10 protein-coding genes and 1 pseudogene are annotated in these 11,914 nt (G+C 65.1%); 4 read left to right on the forward strand and 7 right to left on the reverse strand.

Going from position 1 to position 11,914, the window contains the following annotated elements; translation table 11 throughout:
• Positions 1–157, forward strand: a 157-nt coding sequence (locus PGX04_RS35115) for a DUF8022 family protein (RefSeq protein ID WP_465263866.1), incomplete at its 5' end; no start/stop codon positions are given.
• A gap of 142 nt (positions 158–299) precedes the next feature.
• Here PGX04_RS35115 and PGX04_RS32765 read toward each other — a convergent pair.
• Positions 300–1,472 (reverse strand): SPFH domain-containing protein, encoded by a 1,173-nt coding sequence (locus PGX04_RS32765; protein WP_273742294.1) that lies wholly within the window; start codon positions 1,470–1,472, stop codon positions 300–302.
• Positions 1,473–1,740: 268 nt separating this feature from the next.
• On the opposite strand from PGX04_RS32765, the gene PGX04_RS32770 reads away from it, so the two are divergent.
• Positions 1,741–3,579: an acetyl-CoA carboxylase biotin carboxylase subunit gene (locus PGX04_RS32770; RefSeq protein ID WP_273742295.1), complete on the forward strand. Its 1,839-nt coding sequence runs from the start codon at positions 1,741–1,743 to the stop codon at positions 3,577–3,579.
• 234 nt (positions 3,580–3,813) lie between these two features.
• On the opposite strand, the gene PGX04_RS34920 is transcribed toward PGX04_RS32770, so the two are convergent.
• Both PGX04_RS34920 and PGX04_RS32775 read right to left on the reverse strand, forming a co-directional pair.
• On the reverse strand, positions 3,814–3,945 hold the full coding sequence (locus PGX04_RS34920; protein WP_425498476.1) for a DUF7577 domain-containing protein: 132 nt from the start codon (positions 3,943–3,945) through the stop codon (positions 3,814–3,816).
• Positions 3,946–4,207: 262 nt separating this feature from the next.
• The gene (locus PGX04_RS32775; RefSeq protein ID WP_273742296.1) at positions 4,208–4,810 is read right to left on the reverse strand and encodes a DUF8159 domain-containing protein; all 603 of its coding nucleotides are present in this window, start codon (positions 4,808–4,810) and stop codon (positions 4,208–4,210) included.
• Positions 4,811–4,905: 95 nt separating this feature from the next.
• Here PGX04_RS32775 and PGX04_RS32780 point away from each other — a divergent pair, with 95 nt between their 5' ends.
• Positions 4,906–6,177, forward strand: a complete 1,272-nt coding sequence (locus PGX04_RS32780; protein ID WP_273742297.1) for a cation:proton antiporter — start codon at positions 4,906–4,908, stop codon at positions 6,175–6,177.
• A 96-nt stretch (positions 6,178–6,273) separates the two neighbouring features.
• Here PGX04_RS32780 and PGX04_RS32785 read toward each other — a convergent pair whose 3' ends face one another.
• On the reverse strand, positions 6,274–8,598 hold the full coding sequence (locus tag PGX04_RS32785) for a catalase (RefSeq protein ID WP_273742299.1): 2,325 nt from the start codon (positions 8,596–8,598) through the stop codon (positions 6,274–6,276).
• A 672-nt stretch (positions 8,599–9,270) separates the two neighbouring features.
• Here PGX04_RS32785 and ddfA point away from each other — a divergent pair.
• Positions 9,271–9,552 (forward strand): DdfA family disk-determining factor, encoded by a 282-nt coding sequence (ddfA, locus tag PGX04_RS32790; protein ID WP_273742300.1) that lies wholly within the window; start codon positions 9,271–9,273, stop codon positions 9,550–9,552.
• Between the two features lie 95 nt (positions 9,553–9,647).
• Here the strand turns inward: ddfA and PGX04_RS32795 are convergent, their stop codons facing one another.
• From PGX04_RS32795 to PGX04_RS32805, 3 genes and pseudogenes are all read right to left on the reverse strand, one after another.
• Positions 9,648–10,043, reverse strand: a complete 396-nt coding sequence (locus PGX04_RS32795) for an acyl-CoA thioesterase (RefSeq protein ID WP_273742301.1) — start codon at positions 10,041–10,043, stop codon at positions 9,648–9,650.
• 111 nt (positions 10,044–10,154) lie between these two features.
• Positions 10,155–10,907 (reverse strand): ribonuclease H-like domain-containing protein, encoded by a 753-nt coding sequence (locus tag PGX04_RS32800; RefSeq protein WP_273742302.1) that lies wholly within the window; start codon positions 10,905–10,907, stop codon positions 10,155–10,157.
• A gap of 74 nt (positions 10,908–10,981) precedes the next feature.
• Positions 10,982–11,914: pseudogene (locus PGX04_RS32805) on the reverse strand (AAA family ATPase); the annotation flags it as partial.

Consider the following 11,914-nt stretch of genomic DNA (forward strand, 5'->3'; position numbering starts at 1 on the left):
GGCCGCCGCAGCGGCGGCTGAGGGCGAAGAGACGTGGGACGATAGACGCTGGGCGTTCGCCGGTCGGGTTCGCGCACAGCAACACCGCACCGTTCGCGTCCCGCGCGAGGCACCGACCGATCCGTGGTCGGCCGCGGGCCGAACGAAACAGTTCTGAACGCGCCCGCCCACTATTTTTCGGATCGTGTTCGCCGCGACGAGGCGTCGGAATGATCACGAGCGGGCGAGCACTCGAGCCGAGAGATCCGGGTGGTTCGAGCGAGTGACAAGCGAGAGAAACGAGACGGAACCGTGCAGCGCTACTCCGAATCGGATCCCAGTTCGGGTTCCGATTCGGCTTCGTCTTCCGTCTCCGACATCGTAATCGGCTCGTCGGGTTCCGCGCCGATGTTCGTCCCCATATCCTGGCCTTCCTTGATCGCCTGCGCCTCTTGCTCCATCGCCTCGACGTCCATCTCCGCCTGTTCGTCGATCTCGCCGATGATGTCCGCGATGTCGTCCAGACCGATCAGCTCGCGGGTCTCCTCGTCGAACTCGAGGCTCTCGAGGTCGGTCCCGTTTCCTTCCACGTCGCTGCCCGAGAGGTGCTTGCCGTAGCGACCGACCAGCGACGTGAGTTCTTGCGGCATGACGAACGTCGTCGACTCGCCCTGACCGATATCGGCGAGCGTCTCCATCCCCTTGTCGATGACGGCGCGCTCGCCCATCGACTCCGCGGAGCGCGCGCGTAGCACGGTCGAGATAGCGTCACCTTGCGACTCGAGGATCTGGCTCTGTTTCTCTCCCTGGGCGCGGATGATGTTGGACTGTTTGTCACCCTCGGCTTTCTCGACGGCGCTGCGGCGTTCGCCCTGCGCCTCGAGGATCATCGCGCGGCGACGGCGTTCGGCGGAGGTCTGTTCCTCCATCGCACCCTTGACGCCGGCGGACGGAGTCACCTCGCGGACCTCGACCGACTCGACGCGAATGCCCCACTCGTCGGTGGGCTCGTCGAGTTCGGTCCGAATTCGCTCGTTGATCATCTCGCGCCGGCTGAGCGTGTCGTCGAGTTCCATATCGCCGATCACGGCGCGCAGCGTGGTCTGCGCCAGATTCGAGACCGCGCGCTGGTAGTCGTCGACCTCGAGGAAGGCCCGCTTGGCGTTCATGACCCGAATGTAGACGACGGCGTCGGCTGTGACCGGCGAGTTGTCGCGAGTAATCGCTTCCTGCTGGGGGACGTCCAGCGTCTGCGTTCGCATGTCGAACGTGTATATCCGCGACACGAACGGCGGGACGATGTTCAGCCCCGGCTCGAGCAGTTTGCGGTACTCGCCGAAGACGGTCAGCGCGGCCCTGTCGTAGGCGTCGACGATCTCGACCATCTGCCAGACCGTGATCACGACGAGGAGGAGCCCGATCGCTCCGACGAGGAGTAACGGCTCCTCGAGTACCGACTGGGATTGCAGCGGACCGACTGCGAACTCGTACATTGTGCGTTCTAGCGGCCGGGACCGGATAACGATTGCGCATAACTAGCATACGACGGTCCCTTGCGTGCGCACCGGGCTGACGTCGATTTCCCGAGCGCTGCTCGAGTCCGTCAGTGCGTCGCTCGCCGTTGTCGACGGTTCGCGCCTGTGGATCTCCCGGGACTGGTATCGTCACCTGAAACCGGTGACATCGACTGGCAAAATCTGTCGCTTTCTCGAATCCGTTGCGAAAAAGTAAGGTAGGGCCTTCACGACTGTTTCCACAGGAATGTTCAGGAAGGTTCTCGTGGCGAACCGCGGGGAAATCGCTGTCCGCGTTATGCGGGCGTGTGAAGAGTTGAACATCGGAACCGTCGCCGTCTACTCCGAGGCCGACTCGGACTCGGGGCACGTGCGCTACGCCGACGAGGCGTACAACGTGGGGCCGGCTCGCGCGGCCGACTCCTATCTCGATCACGAAGCGGTCATCGAGGCCGCGCGGAAGGCCGACGCCGACGCGATCCATCCCGGCTACGGCTTCCTCGCGGAGAACGCGGAGTTCGCGGGCAAGGTCGAGGACGTCGAAGGGATCACGTGGGTCGGCCCGTCCAGCGACGCGATGGAATCGCTGGGCGAGAAGACCAAGGCCCGCACGATCATGAACGAGGCCGACGTGCCGATCGTTCCCGGAACCACGGACCCCGTCACCGACCCCGAGGAAGTCAAAGAATTCGGCGAGAAACACGGCTACCCGATCGCCATCAAAGCCGAAGGCGGCGGCGGCGGCCGCGGGATGAAGGTCGTCTGGGACGAGAGCGAGGTCGAAGACCAACTCGAGAGCGCCCAGCGCGAGGGCGAGGCGTACTTCGACAACGACTCGGTCTACCTCGAGCGCTACCTCGAGAAGCCTCGTCACATCGAGGTCCAGATCGTCGCCGACCAACACGGTAACGTGCGCCACCTGGGCGAGCGCGACTGTTCGCTCCAGCGGCGTCACCAGAAGGTCATCGAGGAAGGGCCCTCCGCGGCGCTGACGGACGAACTGCGCGAGAAGATCGGCGAGGCCGCTCGTCGGGGCGTCGCCGCCGCCGACTACACCAACGCCGGCACCGTCGAGTTCCTCGTCGAGGAGGAGCCGGGCCGCGACGGCCGGCTCGGTCCCGACGCGAACTTCTACTTCCTCGAGGTCAACACGCGGATCCAGGTCGAACACACCGTCACCGAGGAGATCACGGGCCTCGACATCGTCAAACGACAGCTCAAAATCGCCGCCGGCGAGGAGCTCGATTTCGCGCAGGACGACGTCGAAATCGACGGCCACGCGATTGAGTTCCGGATCAACGCCGAGAACGCGGCCAACGACTTCGCGCCCGCGACCGGCGGGACCCTCGAGACCTACGATCCGCCGGGCGGGATCGGCGTTCGCCTGGACGACGCGCTCCGGCAGGGCGACGAGCTCGTCACCGACTACGACTCGATGATCGCGAAACTGGTCGTCTGGGGCGAGGATCGCGACGAGTGTATCGAGCGGTCGCTGCGCGCGCTCCGCGAGTACCAGATCGAGGGAATCCCGACGGTTATCCCGTTCCACCGGCTGATGCTCACCGACGAGGAGTTCGTCCAGAGCACGCACACCACGAAGTATCTCGACGAGGAACTCGACGAGACGCGCATCGAGGAGGCCCAGGAACAGTGGGGCGGCGACATCGGCGACGGCGGCGCGAGCGAGGACGAGGACGACGCCGTCGAGCGCGAGTTCACCGTCGAGGTCAACGGCAAGCGCTTCGAGGTCGAACTCGAGGAACGCGGTGCGCCGGCCATCCCGACCGGCGACGTGTCCGCCGGTGGCCAGTCGAGTCGACCGGAGCCGGCGGGCGGCTCCAGCAGCGGCGGCGAGACCGACATTCAGGGCGAGGGCGAGACCGTCGACGCCGAGATGCAGGGGACGATCCTCGACATCGAAGTCGAGGAGGGCGACGAGGTCGCGGCCGGTGACGTACTGGTCGTCCTCGAGGCCATGAAGATGGAAAACGACATCGTCGCCTCCCAGGGCGGTACCGTCACCCAGATCGCCGTCGGGGAAGGCGATAGCGTCGACATGGGCGACACGCTGGTCGTTCTCGAGTAACGCGGAACGAACGGACGGGGACTCCGCTTGCGGAGACTCCCCCGCTGCGAACGTATGCTGGGGAATTCCGGAGCGTTCTCTAGTACCACTGCCGCTGGTGTCGCGTTCACTCGACCGAACCGACCGAAACGAAGTTGGTGGCTGAAACGAGGTCGGCGGTGCTGTAGACTGGATCCGTCCGAGGTACAGGTCACAACGGGCGAATCGAGACCGGCCCGCCGGGCACGCGTTCCCCTAGCTTCGAGAGTCCGGTCTCGCGGGAAGCTGACCGAGGCACTGACGGCAGTACGTGTAATACTGGTCGTTCTCCGTTCCGCATAGTCGACAGGTCACCGGTTCGTCGATCGTGTGCGTTCGCGTCCCCATCGATTGCGCTAGTGAACGAGACCGGATATCGACCCGGCTGACGATTGCAAGGAGTAGCGGGCCGTCCCCGAGTTCGTGTTCCTCGTGAGAGAGTTCCCCTCCGCGATACGGTCACTCGCGCCCACATAGACGCGAGTCACGTGCCCGCCGCAGCCACACCGGTCGACGTACTCGAGTCGGCGGAGGAACTGCCCACAGCGGGCGATGGAGGGTCCGATATCGGCGTTTCGCCGGACCGGTAGTCGAGGCGACCGTCTCGAGGCTACTCCTCGGGCGCGACGTCGACCGCCGGCTCGTACCGCCGTGACTCGATCGTCGACACGACCAGTTCGCCGTACTCGGCGGCGGTCAGCACGCCCGCGTTGTACTCCTCTGCGTGCGGCGTCTCGACCGTCGCCGATCCGTACGACGCGGGCGCGTCGTCGAGGATCGTCGCATCCAGGGCGACGGCGTCGTAGCCGGCGTCGATCAGCGCCGCGTAGCCGCCCGCCAGCAGGGCGACATCGTGGATATTCCCCTCGTCGTCGCGATCCGTGTTGACGTACTCGAGCGTCAGCACGTCCCGGTCGCGTTCGACCGATTCGACGGTCATCTCGTACTCCTCGAGCGTCGACGCTAACCCGTCGGGATCGGCGATCTCGGCGCTCGCGAGCTCCGGGATCCGCTCCTCGAGGATCGCGCTTCGCTCCTCGACGGGGAGGCCGGGGACGTGCTCCGAGACCGGCCACTCCGTGTTCTGGGGGAACTCCGTTCCCATCTCCTCGATGCAGCCGGCGAGTCCGACGGCCGCGACGACGGCCCCGCCCTGCAGGAACCGCCGCCGCGTCGATCCCTCACACTCTCCACCCGATGCGTTCCGATTCACAGGAGTAGACTCACTTCCCCGCGGCAAATGGCTTCGTTCTGCAGACGCCGGCAGGGATATAAAGGGCCGATTGGTCGTAGGAGAGACCGCTCTCGATGGTCCTCGAGCTGTACAACGTCGGCCTGGTCGTCCTCGGTATCGCACTGTTCGGCGTCGCCGTCCTCCCGCGGTTCGTCTCCGATCGCGCCGTCTCGATGCCGGTGTTCTTCGTCGCCTTCGGCATGCTCGCCTTCGGGCTACCGATCGGGCTCCCGCCGCCGGATCCGCTCGAGCAGGGGACGACGACGGAACACCTCGCGGAGCTGGGCGTCATCGTCGCCCTGATGGGCGTCGGACTGAAGATCGATCGCGTTCCCGGGCTGCGCGCGTGGGCGTCGACGTGGCGGTTGCTCGCGATCACGATGCCGCTGTCGATCGCCGGCGCGGCGCTGCTTGGCCGATGGATCGGCCTCGTCGTCCCGACCGCGATCCTGCTAGGTGCGTGTCTCGCACCGACCGATCCGGTGCTGGCGTCGGAAGTCCAGGTCGGCGGCCCGGGAATGGGAAGCGAAGACGAAGACATCGAGGAGGCGGCCGGCGGGGAAGACGAGGTCCGGTTCGCGCTCACCTCCGAAGCGGGGCTGAACGACGGGCTCGCATTCCCGTTCACGAATCTGGCGATCACGACCGCGCTCGTGGGACTCGCTCCCGGCAACTGGATCGGCGAGTGGCTCCTCGTCGACGTCGGCTATCGGATCGTCGTCGGCGTCATCGTCGGCGTCGTCCTCGGCTATCTGACCGCGTACCTCGTCTTCGCCACGGAGCCCGACACCCCCGTCGCGGAGTCGGTTCAGGGGCTCGAGGCCATCGCCGGCACCCTCCTCGTCTACGGGGCGACCGAACTCGTCGGCGGCTACGGCTTCATCGCGGTCTTCGTCGCGGCGCTGATGGTCCGCCACTACGAGCGCTCCCACGAGTACAACCGCTCGCTCCACGAGGTGAGCGAGTTCGCCGAGCAGGTGATGATGGCCCTCATCATGCTCTTCTTCGGCGGGGCGATCGTCGGCGGACTCCTCGAGCCGCTCACCCTCGAGTCGATCGCTGCCGCGGTCGTGATCGTGTTCGTCGTCCGTCCGCTCGCCGGGCTCGTCGGCTTTCTCGGCTTCGACCGCGACCCCGCCGAACGGGCGACGATCGCCTTCTTCGGCATCCGGGGGATCGGCTCGTTCTACTACCTCGCGTACGGTCTGAATCACGCCGCGTTCCCCGACGCCGGTCTCCTGTGGGCGGTCGTCGGCGCGGTCGTGCTCGTCTCCATCGTCGTCCACGGGATCACCGCGACGCCGGCAGTGCGCTGGCTCGAGGCTCGCGTCGAGACCAGCGAGTGAGCGGTGGTCGCCGTCGAGACGCTCGAGGTCCGCAGAATCGAGGACCGCAGACCGCAGTGACTGCCGGTCGCAGTCAGGCGGTCGCGTTCGACGCAGTCACGCCGGCACTTCCGTCGGTTCGCGCTCCCAGTGGCGGTGCTGGGCGATCGCGTCGACGAACTCCTCGGCGAACGACTCGAGGTCCTCGCCGTCGGGGTCCATCACGACGCCCTGTTCGGAGATGACCCCCTCCTGGTCGTTTGCCTCGTCGACGCCCGGCAGTTCGACCGACTCGAGTAGCTCCGTGCCCTCGCCGGCGGCAGCGATTGGTTTCTTGTGTTTGAACATCTCCGCGACGAAGTGCTTGGCCTCGCCCTGCTCGAGCAGGGCGTCGACGTTGTCCTGACCGCCGGGGATGTAGACGGCATCGAACAACACCGACTCGGTGGTGACGTGGCTCTTGTCGGCTTCGACCGTGGAGCCGTTCTCGGCTTCCTTGTCGCCGAGCAGTTTCGAGACGATCTTGACGCGTGCGCCCTCGTCCTGCAGCGTCGACCGGATCGTCTCGAGGTGGTCGCTGTCGTAGCCGTCGTCGACGAGGACGGCGATCTTGCGGGTCTCGATGGAGTCGGCGTCGCGCCGTTGCTCGATGCTCAAGCGCGAGTCCTCGCGGTCGTGGGTCGGCATCTGGTCGCCGGGTTCCTCGGGCGGTTCGACGCCGATCCCCTCGGCGACGCGTTTCGCGAACTCGTGGTCGACGTTGTTGAACATGTCGTAGACCATCCGCTCGCGGATCTCCGTGCGGTCAACCTTCCCGAGTTCGAAGTGGGCGGCGTCGACGATGTTCTGTTTCTCGGGTTCGGTCATGCTGTTCCAGAACAGGCGGGCCTGCGAGAAGTGGTTCTGGAAGCTCTCCGACCGATTGCGGATCTTCTTGCCCTCGATCTTCTCGGCGTAGTGCTCGTAGCCGCCCTCCTCCTCGGGCGCTTCCTCGGGGTAATCGTCCCCGATCGAGTTGGGCTTGTACGACGCTTTGCCCTCGTTGATCTCCTGGCGCATGAAGCCGGCCCGCTGGTTGTTGTGCCGCTCGGCGACGGGGCGGTTGATTGGAATCTCGTCCCAGTTGGCGCTGCCGAAGCGGTTGAGCTGCGTGTCCTGATAGGAGAACAGCCGGCCTTGCAGGAGCGGATCGTTCGTGAAGTCGATGCCGGGGACGACGTTGCCGGGGTGGAACGCGACCTGTTCGACCTCCGCGAAGAAGTTGTCCGGCGTCTCGTTCAGGACCATCTTGCCGATCGGCTGCACGGGAACCTCGCTCTCGGGAACGATCTTTGTCGGATCGAGGACGTCGAAGTCGAACCCCGCGGCGTCCTCCTCGTCGAAGATCTGGACGCCCAGTTCGAACTCGGGCTCGTACCCCTCCTCGATGACGTCGTAGAGGTCCATCCGGTTGAAGTCCGGGTTCTTGCCGGCGATCTTCTGGGTCTCGTCCCAGACGAGTTGACTGGTGTCGTACTTGGGGGTCCAGTGGAACTTGACGAACTTCGCGTCGCCCTCCTCGTTGACCAGCCGGAAGGTGTGGACGCCAAACCCCTGCATCATGCGGTAGGCCCGCGGGAGGGCGCGACCCGACAGGACCCACATGATCATGTGCGTGATCTCGGGCTTCAGGGAGGCGAAGTCCCAGAACGTGTCGTGGGCCGCGGAGGCTTGGGGCGTCGCGTCGTCCGGTTCGGGCTTGATCGCGTGGACCAGATCGGGGAACTCCATCGCGTCCTGGATGAAGAAGACGGGGATGTTGTTCCCGACGAGGTCCCAGTTTCCTTCCTCGGTGTAGAACTTGGTCGCGAAGCCGCGGACGTCCCGTACCGTATCCGGGGAGCCGCGGGAGCCGACGACCGTCGAGAACCGGGTGAAAACCGGCGTCTTCTGGTCGGAGTCGGTCAACACGTTCGCCTTCGTCAGCTCCTTGAGGTCGTCATATTCGTCGCCGAGATCCGGATCCTCGTATGGCTGGAAGTAGCCGTGGACGCCGGAACCGCGGGCGTGGACCACCCGCTCCGGGATCGACTCGTGGTCGAACTGCGTCATCTTCTCCCGGAAGTGGAAGTCCTCCATGATCGTCGGCCCGCGCTCGCTCGCCTTCAGGGAGTTATCCGTGTCGCTGACTGTGACACCGTGATCGGTCGTCAGCGTCTCGCCCTCGGGGTTCTCGCGGACCTCCTCGAGCTGCTCCTGCTTGCTGTTCTCGTCCGTCTCGCCCTCGCGGGCGTCGCTCGTGCCCGCTCGGCTCGACTCCGGAGCGGACTGCGACTCGTCGGCGTCACTCGTCGCTTCGTCGTCTGATTGGTCGTCGATCACGTCGGGCTCGTCCGATCCGCCGTCGGTCGCCCGTTGCTGCTGGTCGCCTCGTCCGTCGGGGTTTGAATCGTCGACTGGCATGGTTCGAAATCAGGGGTCGTCCGCTGCGCGTTCGACCGATCGGTCCGCATCGGTACCGTCACTGATGGAGACGGTGTCCAAACAGGGTCGCGGGTGGGTTCGACCGTACCCGTCGCCCGCTCGGTTTGGAGTCCGCGTCTCGCGGCCATCGATGTCGTCCCCGACCGGCGTACTCGATCATCCAGAATGAGCGGTGTAAGCGTCAGGCGGTCACTTGCAAGGCGCTGGTCGCAGATCGGAAGACGGAAACCAGCTCGGAGCCCGGCGACGATCGTTCGAACGCTGTTCGAGCCGACCCGTCGCAAGTCCGAGCTGGGCCGAACCGCGGTCAGCCCAACCGCTCGAGAAAGATCGTCCACAGGACGACCGGGGTCATCGTGAGCGCGGCTTGGAGTCGTTTCTACCAGTAGATACTACCGAACATGTAACGCAGTCCGGAATCGGACCTCGACACCGGTGGCTAGCTGATCTCCCGAATCGATAACCAGTGATTGTGCACTGACTATCAGTCCCTGAATAGTTTTAGAATATATGAATACAATAAATTTAGACTATAATAGATTCCCAATATAGGCAGTAGGGATCATATATATTCGCCTCTGATCGAATGTGGGGTCCAAGAACTGATTGAGGCCAGAGGATTTATACCTGATCAATGTAAGAGTCCGGCCAATGCTACTCTCAGTTGATCGCTCGGACGCGACAGTCGCGCAGTCAGTAAGTTTCGACGTTATCGCAGCCGTCGCCGAGCGTGAGGGCATCGATCCCCTCGATCTCGAGCCGCCCGAGTACGAAGCCCTCTACGACGTTGTCAATCCCGAAGCGCTCGATTCGCTCTTTGCGACCCGAGAAAACGGCCGACAGCGACCGACCGGCTGCGTCGAATTCCCCTTCTGTGGCTATCAGGTTACCGTTGCGAGCGACGGTGAGGTCGAGGTCTCCGCCCTCGAGTAATACGGACTACGCCCCATCAGTACCGGCGCACCTGCGACCCGCTATACGGGTGCGCCGGTACGTAGTTACAGCAGACCGGACAACTCGTTCGGCGGCTATTCTCGCTGCTCGATTCGCGTTCGCCACTCGGTCGGGAGCGGTCGCGACTCCCCCGATTCCGACTCGACGAGCACCTGGACGGTAGTCGCCGTTGCCGCAGGCGACCCGCCCGCGCGGATCTCGTACTCCATCGGCAGACTCGACGTTCCCAGGTCCGCGACGCGGAGCGCGACCGTGACGTCGTCGTCCGCCTCGATCGGCCGTGCGTACTCGAGTTCGAGGCTCACGAGGACGGTGTCGATCTCGGCCAGCGAAACGTCGAGCACGTCCCTGAAGTAGGCATCCCGCGCCTGCTCGAGGTAGGTGGCATACGTTGCATTGTTAACGTGCCCCATAAAGTCGATATCGCGAAGTCGCACGTCGACGGACGTCTCGTAGCTGAAATCAGTCATTGGGAGCGAATTCGGGACGATTCCCATATATATCTACTCGTCGCCGTCGCGCTGCACGGCCGGCACGGTTCCGACGAAACACTCTCGAGGCGACCGGCTGGCCTCGTCCGCTCACTCGTCGACTATCGCGGCCTCGAAGACGGTCTCGTGGAGTCGATCCGCGACGATCTCCATCAGCGGCTCCATGTTGCGGGTGTCCGCGCGGTTGTACTCGACGAGCGTCTCGAGGGCCCCGTCGTCGCCGCGTTCGTACTCGTGCCAGAGACGGACGGCATCGCGCCCGCTGATATCCGGCAGGTCTCGGTCGATGCCGAGCTCCCGTTCGATCGCCTTCAGCCCGCCGTCGAGCCCCAGCTTTTTGCAGGGATACATGAGATCGACGTGGGGCACGTCGATGTCGACGTCGAAACACGTCTCGAGGAACGGAACGTCGAAGCGTTGCCCGTTGAAGGTGACGAGCAGGGCAGCGTCGGTGAGTTCGCGCTCGAGGCGGTCGCTCGACAGATCGCGGTCCTTGACGAACGTCTTCGTCTCGCCGCCCCGGTGGAGGCTGACGGTCGTCACGTCGTTCGTGTCGGCACTCAGCCCGGTCGTCTCGATGTCCAGAAAGCAGGTCTCCGCGCTGACGTTCTCGTAGCACCGCCAGCGACTCGACGCCGGGAGCGCCTCCGCGAAGACGGAGACGTCCCCGCGCTCGAGGTGGGTCCGCCCCTCGTCGATGAAGGTCTCGATCCGGTCGGCGAGCGTCGAGCCGACGACGCTGCCGTCGAACTCGTCCCAGTGAGTGACGCCGTTCTCCCAGAGGCGTCGTTCGGTGGTTTCGCCGACCCCGCGGACGGGAATGAAGCTGTTCTCGATTCGCACACCCGTTCAGGGGGACGGGGGAGGGAAAAACGTGTGGATCGGTCGCCGTCCGCGGTCCGTCGGCGGTCGATTCGCTAGCTGTCGGAGCTGTTATCCGAGAGGTACAGCGTCCGATCGACGATGCTGACGGCCGCTTCGCCCCACCGCTGGATCGCGGTCCCGTCGGAGTCGGCGATTTCGATGACGATCCGATCCCGACCGATCGTCACGTCGGCCGCCGGCGTCGACTCCCGGTCCGCGAAGCTCTGCAGCTGATACTGCAGGAGTCGCTTCGTCGACCCCTCGATTTCGATCGTGTCGGGCTCGAACGCGAGCGTCACCACCGCCCCGCCGTCGCCGGTTTCCTCGGCCGTCACGTCGAATCGGTGGCTCGAGAGCTCCGGTGCCGGCGCGTTCTCGTTCATCGTGTCGACGGCGTCCTCGACGGACACGTCCTCGGCCTCGAATTCGTCCTCGTCGAACTCGAACGGCGACAGCGCGTCCGCGGCAGCCGCGTCGTCCGTCTCGGATTCCGTGACAGCCGCCCCACCGGAGTCGGACGCCGCATCGTCCTCGAGCGAGGGGTCCTCGTCCACCGGCTCGGGCCCGGTCGAATCGTCGACGATGTCGGGGACGTCGGAGCGATCCGGATCGTCCGGGTTCGCGTTCTCAGATTCGTCGTCAGCGAACTCATCGTCAGCGGATTCGTCGGGAGCGGATGCCGTTTTCGCTCCCTCCGCCGGAGCGTCGGCGTCCTCGGTCAGATCGTCGAACGAGAGCGAATCGATGCCGTCGGGTGAGTCCGAGGCCTCCCGACCGTCGGCCGCCGCCTCGTTGTCGTCGATCGGTTCGCCGATCGGTTCGGTACCGTCGCCGTCGACCGCATCGTCCGTTTCCCCGTCGGCCGGGTCTCCCGGCACTGTCTCGGCAGCAGCGACGCGCGTTTCGGTCTCGGCCCCCGTGCTCGAGCCGACCGGTCCCGCTGCGATCACGTCGGATTCGTCGATTCCGTCGTCGGATCCGTCCGT

The sequence above is a fragment of the Natrinema soli genome (assembly GCF_028618695.1).

What these genes read in the sequence shown, in the direction of transcription:
- PGX04_RS32795 (WP_273742301.1), bottom strand. Translation starts at nt 10,043, where the DNA reads ATGACTGATTTCAGCTACGAGACGTCCGTCGACGTGCGACTTCGCGAT.
- PGX04_RS32765 (WP_273742294.1), bottom strand. Translation starts at nt 1,472, where the DNA reads ATGTACGAGTTCGCAGTCGGTCCGCTGCAATCCCAGTCGGTACTCGAG.
- PGX04_RS32785 (WP_273742299.1), bottom strand. Translation starts at nt 8,598, where the DNA reads ATGCCAGTCGACGATTCAAACCCCGACGGACGAGGCGACCAGCAGCAA.
- PGX04_RS32770 (WP_273742295.1), top strand. Translation starts at nt 1,741, where the DNA reads ATGTTCAGGAAGGTTCTCGTGGCGAACCGCGGGGAAATCGCTGTCCGC.
- ddfA (WP_273742300.1), top strand. Translation starts at nt 9,271, where the DNA reads ATGCTACTCTCAGTTGATCGCTCGGACGCGACAGTCGCGCAGTCAGTA.
- PGX04_RS32780 (WP_273742297.1), top strand. Translation starts at nt 4,906, where the DNA reads ATGGTCCTCGAGCTGTACAACGTCGGCCTGGTCGTCCTCGGTATCGCA.
- PGX04_RS34920 (WP_425498476.1), bottom strand. Translation starts at nt 3,945, where the DNA reads ATGGGGACGCGAACGCACACGATCGACGAACCGGTGACCTGTCGACTA.